The organism is Acinetobacter sp. UBA991 (genome assembly GCF_002292065.1).
Classification (GTDB): domain Bacteria; phylum Pseudomonadota; class Gammaproteobacteria; order Pseudomonadales; family Moraxellaceae; genus Acinetobacter; species Acinetobacter higginsii.
Map to the genome: position 1 here is coordinate 1 of NZ_DBBF01000030.1, position 18,722 is coordinate 18,722.

General features: G+C 40.4%; 16 protein-coding genes and 2 pseudogenes. 11 read left to right on the forward strand and 7 right to left on the reverse strand.

Features of this window, described 5'->3' with window-relative positions:
• Positions 1-23: 23 nt before the first annotated feature.
• The 4 genes from B2727_RS13600 to B2727_RS13615 are packed head-to-tail and all read right to left on the reverse strand — an operon-like array spanning position 24 to position 4,323.
• Complete coding sequence (locus B2727_RS13600; protein ID WP_241345589.1) at positions 24-923, reverse strand: EamA family transporter; 900 nt, start codon at positions 921-923, stop codon at positions 24-26.
• Between the two features lie 59 nt (positions 924-982).
• Positions 983-2,422, reverse strand: a complete 1,440-nt coding sequence (locus B2727_RS13605) for an amino acid permease (protein WP_241345590.1) — start codon at positions 2,420-2,422, stop codon at positions 983-985.
• Positions 2,423-2,479: 57 nt separating this feature from the next.
• A complete protein-coding gene (locus tag B2727_RS13610; protein WP_114258589.1) occupies positions 2,480-3,916 on the reverse strand; it encodes an NAD(P)/FAD-dependent oxidoreductase in 1,437 nt (478 codons plus the stop codon).
• Positions 3,917-3,927: 11 nt separating this feature from the next.
• Entirely contained in the window at positions 3,928-4,323 is a 396-nt protein-coding gene (locus B2727_RS13615; RefSeq protein ID WP_032037828.1) for a nuclear transport factor 2 family protein, read from the reverse strand.
• A 289-nt stretch (positions 4,324-4,612) separates the two neighbouring features.
• Here B2727_RS13615 and B2727_RS13620 point away from each other — a divergent pair, with 289 nt between their 5' ends.
• A complete protein-coding gene (locus B2727_RS13620; protein WP_241345591.1) occupies positions 4,613-6,115 on the forward strand; it encodes a PLP-dependent aminotransferase family protein in 1,503 nt (500 codons plus the stop codon).
• Between the two features lie 71 nt (positions 6,116-6,186).
• Here the strand turns inward: B2727_RS13620 and B2727_RS13625 are convergent.
• A pseudogene (locus tag B2727_RS13625) lies at positions 6,187-6,404 on the reverse strand (transposase); the annotation flags it as partial.
• Positions 6,405-6,891: 487 nt separating this feature from the next.
• A complete protein-coding gene (locus B2727_RS13630; protein WP_241345592.1) occupies positions 6,892-8,811 on the reverse strand; it encodes a sigma 54-interacting transcriptional regulator in 1,920 nt (639 codons plus the stop codon).
• Positions 8,812-9,037: 226 nt separating this feature from the next.
• On the opposite strand from B2727_RS13630, the gene B2727_RS13635 reads away from it, so the two are divergent.
• The 9 genes and pseudogenes from B2727_RS13635 (at position 9,038) to B2727_RS13675 (ending at position 15,473) form a co-directional block, all read left to right on the forward strand.
• Positions 9,038-9,520: an MSMEG_0572/Sll0783 family nitrogen starvation response protein gene (locus tag B2727_RS13635; RefSeq protein ID WP_004679574.1), complete on the forward strand. Its 483-nt coding sequence runs from the start codon at positions 9,038-9,040 to the stop codon at positions 9,518-9,520.
• 31 nt (positions 9,521-9,551) lie between these two features.
• Entirely contained in the window at positions 9,552-10,556 is a 1,005-nt protein-coding gene (locus tag B2727_RS13640) for a Nit6803 family nitrilase (RefSeq protein WP_004679573.1), read from the forward strand.
• A gap of 48 nt (positions 10,557-10,604) precedes the next feature.
• Positions 10,605-11,684, forward strand: coding sequence for an MSMEG_0568 family radical SAM protein (locus B2727_RS13645; protein ID WP_004679572.1), 1,080 nt, complete (start codon positions 10,605-10,607; stop codon positions 11,682-11,684).
• A gap of 11 nt (positions 11,685-11,695) precedes the next feature.
• The gene (locus B2727_RS13650) at positions 11,696-12,295 is read left to right on the forward strand and encodes an MSMEG_0567/Sll0786 family nitrogen starvation N-acetyltransferase (RefSeq protein ID WP_004679570.1); all 600 of its coding nucleotides are present in this window, start codon (positions 11,696-11,698) and stop codon (positions 12,293-12,295) included.
• Entirely contained in the window at positions 12,296-13,345 is a 1,050-nt protein-coding gene (locus B2727_RS13655) for a sll0787 family AIR synthase-like protein (protein WP_004679568.1), read from the forward strand.
• On the forward strand, positions 13,333-13,626 hold the full coding sequence (locus tag B2727_RS13660; protein WP_004682279.1) for an MSMEG_0570 family nitrogen starvation response protein: 294 nt from the start codon (positions 13,333-13,335) through the stop codon (positions 13,624-13,626). The genes B2727_RS13655 and B2727_RS13660 overlap by 13 nt, the downstream gene beginning before the upstream one ends.
• A gap of 11 nt (positions 13,627-13,637) precedes the next feature.
• On the forward strand, positions 13,638-14,924 hold the full coding sequence (locus B2727_RS13665; RefSeq protein ID WP_004679564.1) for an MSMEG_0569 family flavin-dependent oxidoreductase: 1,287 nt from the start codon (positions 13,638-13,640) through the stop codon (positions 14,922-14,924).
• 72 nt (positions 14,925-14,996) lie between these two features.
• Positions 14,997-15,092, forward strand: a pseudogene (locus B2727_RS13670) (transcriptional regulator); the annotation flags it as partial.
• A 189-nt stretch (positions 15,093-15,281) separates the two neighbouring features.
• Complete coding sequence (locus tag B2727_RS13675) at positions 15,282-15,473, forward strand: hypothetical protein (RefSeq protein ID WP_004679561.1); 192 nt, start codon at positions 15,282-15,284, stop codon at positions 15,471-15,473.
• On the opposite strand, the gene B2727_RS13680 is transcribed toward B2727_RS13675, so the two are convergent.
• Positions 15,466-16,713 carry a tyrosine-type recombinase/integrase gene (locus tag B2727_RS13680; protein WP_241345593.1) on the reverse strand — a complete coding sequence of 416 codons (1,248 nt, stop codon included), beginning with the start codon at positions 16,711-16,713 and terminating at the stop codon, positions 15,466-15,468. The genes B2727_RS13675 and B2727_RS13680 overlap by 8 nt on opposite strands.
• Positions 16,714-18,070: 1,357 nt before the next feature.
• Here B2727_RS13680 and B2727_RS13685 point away from each other — a divergent pair.
• Complete coding sequence (locus tag B2727_RS13685; protein ID WP_033133332.1) at positions 18,071-18,343, forward strand: hypothetical protein; 273 nt, start codon at positions 18,071-18,073, stop codon at positions 18,341-18,343.
• The last annotated feature ends 379 nt before the right edge of the window (positions 18,344-18,722 follow it).

The window sequence follows — 18,722 nt, forward strand, 5'->3', positions numbered from 1 at the left end:
AACTTCCTAAGCCCCTAATTATTTTATGTTGTTCGGACAAGTTTACGTGAAGTGATGTGTGATTGAATTTTTTTCCCTAATAAATGCACCATCAAACCCAGCATAACAATACAAGAACCCAGCCACTGCAAAGTATTTAATTGTTCATCTAAAAATAAATAGGCAAAAATCATACTTATAACAGGTACCCAAAGTGACAATGGGCTAATTTTAGCAACAGGATAACGTGTCAGTAGGTAGATCCATAAGCCATATCCGATAATCGTGGCGAAATAGGCGAGAAATGCGGCGGCGCCGAATCCTTTCCAAGTCAGTGCATGCCAATCCGCAACCACACCTTGCCAGCCAATATTCTGTACCGCTAAAAGTAAAAACCATAAAGGGGTAAGAATATTGCCCCATACGACTAAACCAATTGGGTGAACAGGCCCCATTTTTTTGACTACGATATTACCGCAGGCCCATGAAATTGCTGAGCATAATACCAATGCCAAACCCATTAATGGAACATGACTATGTTGTTGACCAAAGGCAATCAGCATTAAGCCCATAAAGGCTATCGCGATAGCCAGCCACTGGTTCCAAAAGGCTTGTTCGCGTAATAAAAATGCTGCAATCATGACAGTAAAAAAGGCTTGGGATTGCACAACTAAAGCGACTAAACCTGTAGGCATTCCTGTCGCAATTGCACTGAACATAAAAGCAAATTGAGAAAAGTTACTAATAAAGCCATAAAGTAATAACCATTTCCACCCGATGCTTGGAATACGAATGAAAAAGAGGGCAGGCAATAAAACCAGTAGATAGCGTAAACATCCGAGGAGCATAGGGTGTATCTCACTGACGCCAACTTTCATAAAATAAAAGTTAATACCCCAGATGAACACGACTGCGAAGGCAGCAAGTTTATCTTTTAAAAGCATATGTAATTTCCTAAAGACGTGGATGACCTGTACTTGGTACAGGTCATTGTGTTTGAGGATTAAATTTTGGTTTGTTTGGCAGGGATGAGCGTATTCAGTTGTGTACTTTGATGACGTAATTTAATCAGCTCTATGTAATCACGAATAATGAAGATACAGAACAGGATGCCTGCACTTGCGATACCGAACCAGAACGCTTTTTGAAGACTAGGAATAAAAGCCATGGCAGCAAAGATGGAAAGCATGCCCATGATTGCAAAATAACTGAGGTATGGGAAACACCACATACGAACTTTTAAACGTTCAGGTGCTACACGCTCTAAGTGGCGACGCAAACGGATTTGCGAGAATGCAATCACGATATAGACCAATAAGGCTACAGTTCCATAAGATTCGACCAAGAAAGGGAAAACAGCATCTGGTGAGAAGTATGAAGCTAGAATTGATAGATAACCAAACAATGTGCTGAATAGGATGGCACGAATTGGAACACCATTTTTTGAAAGTTTAGTTAAGCTACGAGGTGCATCACCATTTTGGGTTAACGCAAACAACATACGGCTCGCAGCATAAACACCAGAATTTAAGCAACTAAGCACCGCTACGAGAATTACGACATTCATAATGTCTGCAACAAACGGAATATTAAGAACTTTTAATGCACTTACATAAGGCGTCGCAATTTCTGGACTATTCCAAGGGACGATACATACCACTAATAAAATTGAGCAAACATAGAAAATAAGTACACGTGAAATTACAGATTGAGTTGCTTTGGCAACAGATTTTTCGGGGTCTTTGGTTTCTGCAGCAGCAATCGTAACGATCTCAGCACCAAAGTAAAATCCAGTTGCGGCAACAGCCCCAGATAAAACTGGTCCCCAACCATTTGGCATAAAACCACCATGATTTAACAATTCACCAAATCCAGCAGCTTGATGGTTTGGCCAAAGTCCGAACATATATAAAGTGCAAAGGAAAATGAAAAGACCAATCGCAGCAACTTTAATAGATGAGAACCAAAACTCGAATTCACCAAAGGATTTGACTGAGAATAAGTTCGTTGCTGTTAATAGGGCGAGTAAAACCAGACTGACGATCCATTGTGGTGTATCAGGTAACCAATAAGCAAATAGTTTTGCACCGACAATCGCTTCTAATGCAATCACTATGACCCAGAAATACCAATACATCCATCCCGTCATGAAGCCTGCGAGTCGAGATAAATAAGGTGAATCTTGGAAAGCATGGCGTGCATATGCATAGAAGGAGCCTGATACAGGAGAGGCGGTTGCAAGTTCACCAAGCATTCGCATCACTAAAATAATCAACACACCCGTAATCAGAAAGGACAAAATTGCGGCTGGACCCGCAGCTTGAATCACTACTGAACTACCTACAAATAGTCCCATTCCAATAACACCGCCAAGTGCCATCATTTGGACATGACGAGGTTTTAAAGCACTTTTTAAACTTTGATTTGAATCTGAATCATACATGATGGATTCCCTCTTATATTTTTATAACCGAATCATTACAGATGACTGAATGTGTGCTTAAAGCACTTCATCTCTTAAGTGGTACCAGCGATATAACAATGCTTGCCCGAGTCGACGGAATGGTCGAAACAGATGTGAAGGCAAAGGGGATTGATAAATCGGAAGCTCAAATTGAGGGCGGTGTATTCCCATCACTCGTTCCGCGAGACGGAGTCCTGCCATCGCGGAGAAAGACACACCATTACCACCATAACCAATAGCGTAATAAATGCTTTCCTCAGGGTTGGGTTGTACGATACGAGGCATCATGTCATGACTCACATCGACCCAACCCCACCAAGAATAAGCAATAGGTATGCCACGTAGGCTTGGAAATTTGCGATAAAGCCCTTCTTTTAAACGTTCGAGATGGACTGGATTATCTGCATCTGCACCGGTTAAGGAACTTCTACTGCCACATTGCATGGATCCATCAGGGAGTAGGCGATAATAGTGACGTAAAGTTCGAGTATCCGTAATAAATGTGGTGCTGTGTAAGCCTGCCTCAGCACGTTCCGCTTCTGTTAAAGGGCGCGTCACAATAGAGTTGGATAAAATCGGCATGATTTTTCCAGAAAGATGAGGGTGTAAGCCGTTAGGCGTATAGCCACCTGTTGCAACCGCCACACGTTTTGCTTTGACAATACCATTTGGAGTACGTAAATAATGGATGCCATTGTGCGTTTCCCATCCAAGTACCGGACTTGAAGTGTGTACTTTGGCACCAGCAGCACGGGCACGTTTTAAATAGCCAAAAGCTAATTTTAATGGGTGTACGCCAACTCCATCGGGTTCCAACAAAGCACCTGCAGCTTCCTGATCCGCAACATATTCCTCATGTAGTTGTTCACGGCTCAACATACGAGTTTGATAGCCAAACACTTCTTTCATGACTCGGCCTTCATTTTCGAGGAAAGCCATTTTTTTTGCGCGATGAGCAATATAAAGATGTCCACCATCTTGAGCATCACATTCAATGCCGCTCACAAGGTCTTTGAAGTAATCAAAACCTTCCCGAATTTCAGCATCAAGACGTTTGGCGGTGTCTAATCCCCATTTTTCAATCCATTGGGATCGGTACAAACGACCTGAGGCATTTTGACCTTGCCCACCGTTACGGCTAGTACAGCCCCACGCTGTACGGTTTGCTTCAAGGACAAGTGGGGCAGCACCAAATTGTTCAGCTAGTGTTAGTGCTGTAGATAACCCAGTGAATCCTCCACCAATAATCACGATGTCCGCTTCGGTGTCACCCATTAATGGACCATCATCTTCAGGTGGTGTACCTGCTGTGCCGACCCAATAAGTTGGTGCATAATTTTCATTTCCCTGTAAGACAGGAGAGGTTAATGGGTCAAACTGTGCGTCGTAACTTTTAAAACTATGTGGCGGTATAGATTTATGCAGTTCTAAGTGTTCGCGAAATGAACTTGCATGTTGGACAGATTGATTCATTGAATGACTCCTTACGCGATTGCTTGAACAGGTCTATTTTTACGGAATGCATTTTTGACGAGAATTTTTCCATCTTTAAATGTAAAGACATCAACCATATTGGCTTCAATCCAGCCACCATCAGCAGTTGTCGCAGTAAAGGTTGTTTCTGAAATACCAAATTCAGCGTTATCACTGATCCAGTGTTTACCGTTTCGCCACTGAGCATCTGGAAAACTTTTGAAGGTATTGCTAAATGCTTGACGAACAGCATCTAAGCCTTCAATTCGGGTTCCATGAACATCCTCACCAGCTACAGTTTCAAAACGGCAATCTGGATGCATGCATGCCATGAGTTGTTCGACATCATGTTGATTCCATGCTGTAGAAAAATCTGTAAGTAGTTGGATTAATTGTGCTTGCTGCATTTGTATTGCTCCAAAATAAGGTTTATTTAGCTGTTGAATTGAATTTACGGAAATAGTGAAAAATGGCGTAGTACCAGATTTGGAGTTTTGATGGAGCCAGTAATAAATTAACTTAAATTATTGTTTTAATAGATTTAATTTAAATATTGAAGAGTGGAATACCTTTTGCTTTATATTGAGTAAGTCCAGTTTTAACTTAAAGATGGGCTGAAACTATGAACTTTGCACCAGTTTGATTTGGGGCGCATCAAAATGGATCGCAGTAATGCACAGATATAAGGATTGAGTAGTGAATACAGCGATTTCAGCTACAGTTTGGCAGGCATTATTTTCTAATACTGCAAAAAGTGGTTTGAATTTACAGGGCAGAATCTGTCGTATGATGTTTTCGGCTTTGGTACAGGGTTATTTAAAGCCAGGTATGGCTGTACCTTCTAGCCGTGATTTAGCTGATCAACTAGGTGTTGGAAGAAATACGGTCACCATTGCGTATCAACAATTGGTTGCTGAGCGAATTTTAGAATCTAAACAGCGGAGTGGACATTTTGTCTGTTTAAATTTCCAGATTGATAGTAGTGAGAGAAAAACCATTCGTCCTACGTCAAAAGCGACGACTTGGGGGGCTCGCTTTTGTATACGACCTTCAGCACAAAGGCATTTGACGAAACCAAGTGATTGGATGAATTATTCTTATCCCTTTATTTATGGTCAACCTGATGCGGAAAGCTTTCCTGCTTCAGCTTGGCGGGAATGTGCATTACGTGCCTTATCTGCAAAAGATGCCTCAATATGGTCACGAGATATGACTCAACAGGGGGACGACGCCTATCTCATTAATGCAATCCGTCAGCATATTTTGCCTACGAGAGGCATCATGGCTCAAGAGAATGAAATCTTACTGACTGTGGGAAGCCAGCATGGCTTATATATGTTGGCAACGTTGTTAATGCGGCAGAATCATGTGATCGGTGTTGAGGAACCTGGTTATCCAGATGCACGTAATATATTTATGCTACAAACTCAGAATATTGTTCCTTTAGCTGTAGATCATGAGGGGGTAACTTTAACTAGAGCAAGCGAGTGCGATTATTTATTTGTTACGCCAGGACGGCAATGTCCAACAGGTGTAACAATGTCACCACAGCGCCGACAAAATTTATTGCAGTTAGCAGAACAAAACGACAGCATTATTATTGAAGATGAATATGACGCTCAAGTGTTGGTGCAAAATACGACGATACCCGCGTTAAAAAGTTTAGATCGACATGGGCGAGTCATTTATCTTGGAAGTCTGTCTAAGCCATTGGCACCAGGATTACGTCTAGGATATATCGTTGCTGCACCCGAATTAATACAAGAACTTCGACATTTACGCCGTCTGATGTTGCGACATCCAAATGTTTTTAATCAACGTGTTTTTGCTTTGTTTATCGATCAAGGCTATTACCATAGCATGTTGCGCCGTCAGTATCAGTTGCACCGCCAACGAGGTGAAATACTCAATAAAGCTTTAAAACAATATCTTCCGACTTGGGAATCGTACGCTTTGAATGGTGGTTCAGCATGTTGGATTGATACCTCAGCAGAAATTGATACTGCAGTTTTGTCTCATTATGCAGCAAATTTAGGGGTATTCATTGAATCGGGGCAGTCTTTCTTTTTAGATGATAACAAACACAAACATTTCCTTCGTTTAGGGTTTGGTTCAATCAGTGCAGATAAAATTGATGAGGGGATAAGAAAGCTGGCTCAAGCCACTGAAGAATTTTGTTTATATAATTGGGCAGATTAGCATTCCGCGACACTGTATTATTGATGTGTGCTGAAAAAACAGGCCACATGGTAATCCCCCAAAAAATAATTGAGTTTCTTGTTTTCTTCGAGTAGAGCAACGAGATCGGACAAATATTGTTGTGTTCCTGCTAATGTCCCAACCTTTGCTTTCTTGTATCAATTTGATAAGTTTTCATGGAAATACCGAGTTGTCGTGCTGTTTCGGAAACATTACCTTTATTTTCCTCAATAGCTTTTATTGCTTCAGCTTTAAATTCTGCCGTATACGTCTTGTGTTTTTTGCTCATGGTAAATACTATTTCAATCAATCGCTGAGCACTTAAGTTCAAATCCGGTTTCAGTATTTGAATAAAATAACTTTTATGATTTAACGGGCTTTGTTGCATAAATATTTTGCAAGATACTGATTTTTTAGGGGTTTTTGAAAATTTTAATAAAAAATAAATTAATAAAATCATAGTGGTAGGTTTTTGTGCAACAAAGCGCTTTAGCAACATCAATATCAGGATAAAACATAATCTTTACCTGCTTTAATTATTCAATTATTGTTTTAGCATAACCACCGTCTTTTCTTGTGAATGCAGCATCAAAGTGCTTAGTTACCGTCCAGAGTTGTGCAAGTGGTTAGGGCAAATTGTAGGTTTTATCTCTTACACAGACTAAAAGTCTTAGGTCTATTACAAACTCTACAATTTGCATATAGTGGAAGCTAATCACTACAAGCTCCAAGATACAATATCTATTATTTATAAAATCCTCACTCTAAGTAAAAAACTAATAGCTAATCCTAAATTTTTTTAATCTTGAAATTAAGGTCGTCGGATTAATTCCAAGCAATTGAGCAGCACCATCCTCACCAAATATTTTTCCTTCACAATGCTGGACAGCACGTTTTAGGTTTTCAATTTCTAATTGTTTAAGATCATCAAGTGTAAGAATATCTGGGGTCCTATGCTTAGCGATTACATTAGTTTCCTTTGTCTGAGAAACAGGCTGATCCTGTTCCAATAAATACTGGAATGACACAGCACCATGACGAGCAGTAATCATGGCACGTTCCAATACATTCTGTAATTCACGGATATTGCCGGGCCAGTTATAACGTTGCAATTCTTGGATATGTTTCTGGCTAAAAGAAAGGTAGGGTACTTTACGCTGTTCACAGATCAGCTTGCTAAAATGGCTGACCAGAAGAGGAATGTCTTCTTTACGTTCACGTAGTGCAGGCGAGAAAATTGGAAATACATTCAGGCGAAAATAGAGATCCTCACGAAAATGCTTTTGTTTGACTTCTTCTTTAAGATTGCGATTGGTCGCGGCAATAATCCGCACATTCACTTTGCGAGTCCGCTCCTCACCAACTCGTTCAAAGGTACCTTCCTGCAATACACGAAGTAACTTACTTTGTAGTTCTAGTGGAAGTTCACCAATTTCATCCAGGAATAATGTTCCTTGATCTGCTAGTTCAAAGCGTCCTGCACGATCACGAATCGCTCCAGTAAATGCGCCTTTGACATGGCCAAAAAATTCACTTTCAAATAGCTCGGCTGGAATAGCGGCACAGTTCACCCGAATTAAGGGTTGCTGCTTACGGTGGCTGGACTGATGAATCGCACGGGCAATCAATTCCTTACCTGTACCTGACTCGCCATAAACCATTACGTTTGCATCTGTTTGAGCAACAACCTTGATCTTTTCAATAATTTCTCGGATAGAGCTGCTATTCCCGACAATCTCATGATACTGGTTGTCCTGCAGGATTTCTTCCTGCAAATATTCATTTTGTTGTTCTAGGCGGCTTTTAAGGTTTTGCAGTTCATTTAAGGCCTGGGTAAGTTTGGCTTCAGTATTTAATCGTTCGGAAATGTCGCGGAATACCACCACTGCACCAATAATCTTACTATCACGGATCACAGGCGTACTGGTAAATTCAACTGGGAAATAACTACCATCTACCCGCCAAAATATTTCTTGAATACCCTCATGTACCACACCATCATGTACCGCAGCATAAATTGGGCATTGCTCAACAGGATAATGACGACCATCTTCATGGGTATGGTGGTGAATCTGATGAATATTCTTGCCAATAACATCTTCGGGTTTCAGCCCAAGCATTCTGGCACCGACTGGATTAATAAAGGTGCATAACCCTTGATGATTAATACTATAAATTCCATCGCCAACAGCACTAAGTAGCAAATGTTTACCAGTGTCTGAATCAATAAACAGTTCTTGTAGTGCTTGCCATTCCATTAAGCCAGAACGTATGGCTTTGTCTGCATTTTTATTAAATTGGCGTAGCTCTAGATCTTTGACATCAACAAGCGACCAGATCATATAGTCATGTTGTTGATAGGGCAAATGGGTCGCTTGTACATCCAGCTGGATTTTCTCTCCGTTCCAGTCAAAGGCATAAATTTCATTATTCCAGGCCTGACCTTTATTCAGCGTTTCCTCGGTAAAAGCAATCAGATAGGGTAGTTGGGTAAAGTGACCAAAAATTGAAGTGACCGATTTATTCAGTAATTCATGGCGTTCGTAACGTAGCATACGGGCCGCCGCAATATTGAAATCAATAAAACGATTCTCTTTCGGATCAATCACCATTAATGCCTGCGCGGCATGCTCAAAAGTTAAAGGTCTTAAAGAATCTTCAGAATTTGCCCAACCAGAAATAAAGTCAGCTGCCATGATATGAAATTTCGTAGATATAGCTATGAAAAATCATAGTAATACGAAATTTCATAATTGTAAAAAGTTTTTATCTGAACACCATTAAACAGAGAAAAACATGATTATCAAATAAAAACAATGATTTAAAAAATACATTATAGCAATTTTCTTAACTTGGCACAGCTTATGCAATAACTAAGACAAACCAATCAAGGTTGTTTAACTCATCTTATCGGAGCGCATTATGCCAAAAGTAGATATCGAACAATATAAAGATGGCGACTTCCTGGTCGACTATGAAGAAAAGGTATTTGAGGATGTCAAAGCACAGCCCGGCGAAAAAGCATTAGTAACATTCCATACAGTGGCTTTTGAAGGTTCGATTGGTTTGGTTAATGTGTTACAGGCTAAACGCTTATTACGTAAAGGCTTCGAAACCAAAATCCTGCTATACGGTCCAGGTGTGCAATTAGGGGTACAACGTGGTTTCCCGACTTTAGGCGCTGAAGCATTTCCAGGACATCTGGCAGTCAATAATCAGATCAAAGCATTCATGGAAGAAGGTGGTGAAGTCTATGCCTGCCGTTTTGCTCTTCAGGCGCTATATGGTCAGACTGAAAAAGCACTCATTCCTGGTATTCGTGCCATCAATCCATTAGATGTGATGGATCTTAAACTGCTCATGCGTCGTGACAATGCATTAATTATCGATACTTGGACAGTGTAATTCAAATCTTGGAAAAATAAGGGAGTAAACCATGAGTAGAATCGTAAAAGCTGCAGCCGTACAGTGTAGTCCAGTTCTTTATAGTCAGGCAGGTACCGTAAAAAAGGTCTGTGACCTGATTACTGAGTTGGGACAGCAAGGTGTGCAATTTGCAGTTTTTCCTGAGACTGTGGTGCCTTATTACCCTTATTTTTCCTTTGTTCAGCCTCCGTTTGCGATGGGTAAAGAGCATCTCAAGCTTTTGCATGAATCTGTAGTTGTACCTTCAGAGGCTACTGACCTAATTGGTGCGGCATGCCGTGCGGCGCAAATGGTGGTTTCAATTGGGGTCAACGAACGTGTGGGGGGCACAATTTATAACGCCCAACTGCTATTTGATACGGATGGCAGCATCATTCAGCATCGTCGCAAAATTACGCCGACCTATCATGAACGTATGGTTTGGGGGCAGGGTGATGGCAGTGGTTTATGTGCGATTGATTCGGCTGTTGGACGAATTGGTTCATTGGCTTGTTGGGAGCATTACAACCCATTGGCACGTTTTGCGCTTATGGCTGATGGCGAACAGATCCATGCGGCTATGTTCCCTGGATCATTGGTCGGACAAGTTTTTGCCGACCAGATATCAGCAACCATTCAGCATCATGCGCTGGAATCAGGTTGTTTTGTGGTGAATGCCACCGCATGGCTGACACCGGAACAGCAACAACAGATTATGCAGGACACCGGCTGTGAAAAAGGTCCAATCTCAGGTGGCTGCTTTACTGCGATTGTTTCACCTGAAGGCAAATTTTTAGCTGCACCTTTAACGGAAGGTGAGGGCTATGTGATTGCTGATTTGGACTTTAGCTTGATCGATAAACGCAAGCGCATGATGGATTCCGTTGGACATTACAGTCGCCCTGAATTACTGAGCCTGTTGATTGATCGTCGCAAAACCCAGGTTTTACATGAATATCCAGAATCTCAATCAACAACACAAGAAAAAATCAGCAACTTTACCGTGCTAACAGAAGAGCAACTGAGTAAAGCGTAGAAGTTAAATTTGAAAATGAATTAAATATCAAGTGTAAGGAGTGTCGCCATGTTAGCAGTTGAATTACTCAGTGACTTGCAATGCAATGGCCTGAAATGGGAAGGTGAGGTTGGTCTGGCCCGTAAAGGTGGAGCTGGGCCAAGCGACCATAAAGCCCTGAGTCTGAATGGACAGACCATGATGATTCCCGTGCTGAATCTTACAGCCCAGAATTCTCCTTATACCGCACAGCAGGACAAAGAATCGGACAACGTAATTATCTTTAAGAACAAGATACCGGTAGCTACGCTAACTGCACCGAAACGTCCAAAGTTTTATGAGCTGAAAACCGCAGATGGTATTACTTATGAACAGATTGCTACCCTGCATAGTCATAATGTTCTGGCAACCACTGTTTTGCAGCACTGTATTCGTATGAATGACAAGTCAACGGCTTGCCAGTTCTGTTCGATTGATCAGTCTTTACAAGATGGCCGGACATTAATCCGCAAACGTCCTGAACAGCTGGCAGAAGTGGCTAAAGCCGCAGTTGAGCTAGATGGGATTACTCAAATGATCCTGACGACTGGAACACCAAACACGCCTGACCGTGGTGCCGAGATTTTATTTGATTCAGTCACTGCCATTCGTGCAGCAGTCGATTTACCGATTCAGGTGCAATGTGAACCACCTGATGATTTTAGCTGGTTTGCAAAGTTAAAAAATGCAGGAGCTGTATCCATCGGGATGCACTTGGAAGCCGTCAGTGATCGGGTACGACACAAGATCATGCCGGGCAAAGCTGAGGTTTCACTGGATAAATATTTTGCTGCTTTTAAGGCTGCAGTCGAGGTATTTGGCCGCGGTCAGGTCAGTACCTATATTCTGGCTGGACTTGGAGATACAAAAGAAGAAATTCTTGAAATGACGGCCCAATTGACTGAAATCGGCGTCTATCCATTTGTCGTTCCATTTGTGCCGATTCATGGCACGCCACTGGAGCATCATTCAAAACCAGAACCAGAGTTTATGCAGGCGCTCTATCCAGAAATCGGTGCACAGCTGAAACAGCATAAATTGAAGTCTGAAGACACCCAGGCGGGATGTGCCAAATGTGGTGCCTGCTCATCACTCAAAGCTTATGAATAGGAGAGATCGTTATGTATTTAGATGATGATCTTTCACAAAACCCATGGTTGCAGGCAGTTAACCAGCAACTCAAGCATTATCTGGCTGATGAATTTATCAGCGCGGATATCGTGATCAAAATTGTCAGCGAAGATTGGGAACGTCGCCAGTATTACCGTCTTCGTGAAGCAACCTTTCGTGATGAACAGCAGATCCTGAAAGAAGACCGGGATGAATACGATTTCAAAGCATTCGGTATTGTAGCAATTGGTCAGATGTTTGGTGAACCGGATCGGGTCATTGGTGCAGTCCGGATTTTCCCTGAAGGTAAACAGACCTGGTGGGGTGGCCGACTCTGTGTTGATCCCTTATATCGTCACCATCGCGCTATTGGCAAAGCCTTAATCAATGCGGCGGTTTCAACTGCAAAAAATCTGGGATGCCAGCGTTTTCTCGCGACGGTACAGCAACAAAATGAAGCGTATTTCCAGAAGCTGCACTGGCATAGCGAGAAAAACATTCAGGTTGCCAATATTCCACATGTGCTGATGCAGGCAGATCTTGCAGATTACCCATTGAGCAATATCAGTCAGGCTTACATGCAGCAGTCCTATACACTGCAGGAGGTATAAATGAATCAGTCAGAACTTGAACGGCTGCTCGGCTACCTCAGACAGATACCAGCGATGCAGGCCAAAATGAATATTGGGAAAGGGATTAAAATCGCCCAGCCAAACATTGAAAAGATAGCAGATCTCTATGTTCTGCCGGGAGATGATACCGCTGCAATTGCAACAGAACATGGCTATATGCTACATGCCTGTGAAGGCATGATTCCCAGCTTCGTCGAATATCATCCCTATTTTGCTGGCTGGTCAGCGGTCATGGCCAATATCAGTGATATTGCAGCGATGGGAGGCCGAGCTACCTCTGTTGTCAACAGCTTCTGGCATCGAAGTGCTGAGCAAGCACAAGCTTTGGTTCAGGGAATGCAGGCGGCTTGTCAGCACTATGGCGTGCCATTGGTGGGTGGACATACCCATATTGATCCCAATTTTCAGCCAGGACTTTCAGTTGCCATTCAGGGTGAGGCAAAACAACTTTTATCAGTCATGCATGTGCAACCACAGCAAAACATATTGTTGGTGCTAAACCTGAAAGGTAAGTTCCATCCAAATACCACTTACTGGAAATGCTTTGAAGGTGTGGATGGTGACCAGTTACAGGCAGAGCTCGAAATCCTTCCGCAACTAGCCGAACAGGGATTGGCTTATGCAGCACGTGATATCAGCAATGCCGGCATTCTTGGCAGCCTATTGATGTTGCTGGAAGCCTCCGGCTGTGGTGCAGTTATTCAGCTTGATCAGATTGCGAAACCGAAAGATGTTGAATGGCAGCACTGGCTACAAATCTTCCCAAGCTATGGCTTCTTACTGACTGCTGACGATGAAGAATGTGAAGAGATTATTGAACTGTTTGCTGCACAGGATCTGCATTGTGCAGTCATTGGACAGGTGAATGCTTCAGGCAAAGTCACTGTTTCTAATCAAGGGTCAAAAGCTGAATTCTGGGATTTTCAACAGCAGCTTTTTACTGGACTGTGCTATGCAGAACAGATTCAAGATTTTCAAAGATATCAACACAATTTTAGACAACGGGAGCTCAGCTTATGCCAAGCGTAAATTTCACGGTGAAATGGCCAAATGGTCAAAGCAGTAATTTCTATTCACCAAGCACCATTGTTTATGAATATTTTCAGAAAGGTCAGCAATGGGCTGGGCAGGAATTTTTAAACCAGGCTGATCAAGCCCTACATGCTGCTTCAGAACGAGTACGTGCGCGTTATGGTTTTGCCTGTAGTTCAGCGATGGATACGCTCAACCGTATTCAGGAACAGGCAGAGTCATTCTCCTTGAAGCCTGAAGATACGATTGAGATTACTGACATTTATAACATCGACTAGAGGAAATCATCATGTTTCAGTCAACACACTTAAAATCACATTATGATGTCGTTATTGTCGGTGGCGGGCAGGCTGGTCTTTCAGTCAGCCATTATCTTAAACAGGCTAATATCGATCATGTAGTCTTGGAAAAAGAAGACTGTCTAACCCATAGCTGGCGTAAAAAACGTTGGGACAATTTTACTTTGGTCACGCCAAACTGGCAGTGTTTATTGCCTGACCATCCCTACCACGGCAATGAACCGGATGGTTTTATGAAGCGGGATGAAATTGTCGACTATCTGGATGGTTTTATTGAGAAGCTCAATCCACCTGCGGTGCTTAATATTACGGTACAACAGGTGCATAAAATTGCAGAGCAACATTTTGAGATTCAAACCAGCCAAGGTAAAACCACAGCCAATCAGGTGGTGGTGGCAGCCGGTGGTTATCACACGCCAATTTACCCAAAACTCAGCTCTGAATTACCCCAACAGTTCTATACCATTCATTCCGAGCAGTACCTTAATCCTGCGCAACTGCCCGAAGGGAATGTACTGGTTGTCGGGTCTGGTCAGTCAGGCGCACAGATTGCGGAGGATCTACATTTAGCAGGTAAAAAAGTCTATCTGTCTATTGGTGATGCACCACGTTGTGCACGTTTTTATCGTGACAAGGATGTGGTGAAATGGCTGTTCGATATGGGCTATTACGAAACCAATGTTAAGGACCATCGCTATAGTGAAGAAGTACGTAATAGTACCAACCATTATGTAACTGGTCGTGATGGTGGTCGGGATATCGATCTACGTAAATTTGCACTGGAAGGTATGCAATTATTCGGACGTTTTTCTGATTACGAGAATGGTTCACTTAAATTCCAGCCAAATCTGGTACAAAACCTGGATAATGCAGATGCCACTTACAACCGTATTAATGCTTCAATTGATGCCTATATTGAGCAAAATGCGATTGAAACGGCTGAGCCTGCCAGTGTCTATACGCCAGTTTGGCAACCCAAAGCAGAACAAACAGAAGTTAACTTAGCTGAAGAAAATATTACCTCAATCATTTGGTGTATCGGTTTTAGACCGGATTACTCGTGGATTGATCTGGATATATTTGAAGCTAGTGGTTATCCAAAACATGATCGCGGTATCACGATGGATCCAGATGTCAGCTTTATCGGCTTACCATGGTTATATACCTGGGGATCAGGACGTTTCCTAGGTATTGATCAGGATTCTCGATATTTGTCTGAACATCTCATTCAGCGTCATAGAATGTTCAAGGAAAAATATGCAGAGATGATTGCTTAATAGTAGCTGATTATCAATCTTTTAGAATTTTAACCGCATTATTTAATGCGGTTATTTTTAGGAGGGATTACCGGGCGTGAGGCACTCTACAAAGCCCTACGTCAGGATTCAGCACCATGTTTTGATGCGATTAATCGTGTAGTAAATGCTTTAGGCTTAAAACTATGATCCTAGACAAAATAATGGACAGCATGTCCCTCTAAAGATAACGTAACTTTAATCTTTGGAGATTCAAGAAATGGCTATCTTGCGCAGCAATGCTGCTTGTATCTTGTATCTTGTATCTCAAACCTGAATAGCCACTAATTTTGTAGACACCTTTTAGTTAGATAAAATGGCTAATTAACAAGGGTAGTGATGCAATCTGAAAAATTTGAGTTTTTAAGAGAAAAATTTCCACTTTTATCTGACTTAGGGGCACTTGCGGAAGCTATGATTTATACAGATCCTGGAAGTGCTACGACACGGTTGCGATCTTTTGCAGAAGAAGTGGTTGAAATTTACTTGTGTAAAAATGGGTTTCACATTTTCAGGGGGTATTTCAATTAATGCCATTTCGTACTTGTTGTAAAATCCAATCCTCATATTCTTGTAGCGTTTCTCGTAGCATATCCATAGGTCGTACGATATAGTGTCTTTCAACTAATGCACTTGGTTTATGACCTGATATCTGGGCTAAAGATCCTTCATTGATTTTTGCCCATATAGCTAATGTTTTATATGACCTTCTCAATCCATGGGGTGTAAGTTCAATATTTAGTTTTTTACATATTTTCTCTAAGCTATCGTAAGGATTGACAATATGACCACATTCAGCACCCTTACTGCTAAATATGAATTTAGAATCAGAATTTTTCCTTAGTTCTAAAAATAGGCTTTCAACATATGCCGTCAGAGGAATTAGTCGACCTTCATCTTCAATTTTATCTCTAACTTTTGCTGTTTTCCATCGAAAATCGACATCTGTCCATTTTAATGAAAGTAGCTCATTCTTTCGGCAACCAGTGATTAAACTACATATTAAAAAAATCGCAATTTTTCTACTAGTTAACTTATTTACCTCTTCAAACCATGGCTTTAGATGTTGTTTCATCAAACAATCATTTTTGGCTTTGGGAGAAGGGACTTTATCTTTAACTTTTTTAGAGTTGTATGATTTTAGAGGAACTAAGTTTTCATAGTCTTCATGTTCCTCGCACCAATTCAAAAAAGCTCGTGTAAGTCGGTATGCTTTAGCTGATGTTGTTGGACGGAAGTCATTGTGATCAAGCCAATCGCAAAATACACTTGCAGTCAATTCAGAAAGTTTATACTCAAACAGTTGAAAAATAGGTTGACTAGTATAAACACTATTATTTTCAGGATCGTAACCACCTCTAGATAATTCGATGTGGTCCTGATAACTTCTTGGTCGCCAATTAGGTTGTCTTGCTTTTAAGTATTCAAACCATACATCTTTAAATTTAATCGTCTTACGTTTTTCTTGTTTTAGCAGTTCTTTGTTATCCGCTAAAGCTTTCTTACGCTCGATCAATGGGTCAATCCCTTTGTGACACATAATAGCTAATTCTTGTGAATACTTACGAGCGTCATCTAATTTCCATACATCAACGTCACCAATTTTGATACGACGATTTTGCAGACCAATACGCCCTTGGAAAATATAGCTTTTATTATTTTTAGGTGTAACTTTAACACCAAATCCAGGTGTTTTCTCATCCCAAAAAAAAGTTGGTTTATTTTTGTCTGAGCAATCAATTTTATCAATAGCAGGTTTTGTTAACTTCATTCTAGTAAGCGTCTGGTAAGCAAGTAGTAAGCAAAATCAATATATATTAATCAACAAAAAGAGTGAATAATAAAATTTTAAAATTAAATAAGTATATGATAATATTGATATTATATCTGTGGCTTGTTGATTTTTAATTGCCATGTTAACGGACTCATAATCCGTTGGTCCCGTGTTCAAGTCACGGTGGGCCCACCATATTCAACCTCGTAACTCTTTGAGTTATGGGGTTTTTTAATGCTTACTATTTTTAGACCATCGGATTTTTCGGTCTATTTGGTGGTCCATCCGTTCGATAGTCCGATGTTCTATCTGTTTGATTGCCTACATAGCGCCGACATATTTCCCTATTGCACGTTTTCTAGTACTTCGGTGTTGCACACGATTTACAAGTAATATGCATCCTCTATGTTCTAGGTCATTGTCGCGTAAAACGTGTGAAAAGAGAAATTGTTTGGGGGATTTAGACTTTCGGTTGTTTTACCATTTTCTCCTATGGGTTTAGTGAGGTATGGCTAGAGATAGGGGAGTTAAGCTATTGGGATTGTTACTAATTACGCAGAACTGCTTTATCGTAGGAGAAAAATCGGAATAAATCTATTTATCATGTCTCAAAAACTCTTCTTAGCCATAATTATAATGATAAACCTTTAGTTGAAGCTGTTTCACTGAGGTTGGCCAATATCTTTGGTCAAGATCTGGTTTTTCATGACTCAGGGTCTATTTAACCTGATCACGGCATTATTGATCAAATGAATAAAAGGCTTGAAGCACCTGAGTTTGTCTTCTTCTTAGTATCTTCCAAGAGTTTGAAAGTGATATGGTAAAAATTGGAATGGCAAAATACACCTTATTTACCAAGTAAGGGGAAAACACACCTGTTTCCAATCACAGTTGATGGTTGTAAAATGCCTACTTTGTAAAAAAATACTATTTATCGATATATACTATTGGACTTGAAGCTACTATTGCTCAAATAGTTAGTGTGACATAAGGAAATACTTCTTTTACTCCTCAATTTCAAAATTTCTCTAACTCCACTTACAGTTTTATTAAATTTGAAGATAGTACTTTTGAAATTAAAATCACTTCTTCATATATTAAAGCTTATTAAGAAAATAAAAATATTTAGAAGTTTTAAAGTTTTAATTTAGTATTTTTTAAATATTGAGAAATAATTGAAAAAAAAGATATGTATGGTTATTTTTGAATAAACTATTGAAAATTTAATCACTATGAAGCATAGTATGGAAAAATTCACAAGTTAAAATGTGTACAGCTATTGTATTTAATTGTCGGTATAGTATTTTATCTAGAGTTTTAATTTATTTTGTTTGATTTTTTAAGGGTAAGTGATATGGCGCATATCAAATGTGAAAAATGTAGTTATAAAGAAGAAGCTAATAAAACATTTTTCTTAAAAGTAATGGGTACGGCATTTGTTGGTGGGGGATTTTGGGCATGGGTTTCATTTTTCTTTGCAGGAACAGGTTTTGCTTTTGCAATTTGTGTGGCAATTGTTACTGGGGGAGTAGCGCTGCTCGCATTTTCTGATCAGATTACAAAATGGGTATCTGAAAAATATTCTTGTCCAAAGTGCAAAAGTAGAAATTGGAAATTAATTAAATAGCTCAATTATAGTAATATGTGAGTTTAATTACTTTTATTTAGAGTTGAAATTTTAGATCGATTAAATAATTAATCAAACCACCTTATAGCTAGATTTCCACAAATAAGTTACTTCAGTTTACGTACTTTCTAGAAGCTGAAAGTAACTTATTTCTGCATGATGTAGCAGAATTTTTGTACGGGAGTTTTTTTATGGTGAAGAAAAACTTGGGAAGTGCATTAAGCTATATCGGGTTGTATAGAGATCTTTAGGGTGGAGTTTTGTTATTTTTAGCAAAATTTTCCATAAAAGATTTATTATTTTGATTTTAAATGCTTAATGCTTTCTAGCATCTTGCTCTCTAAGCTAATTAATTTTGGGTGGTGTTTCAAAAAGTATG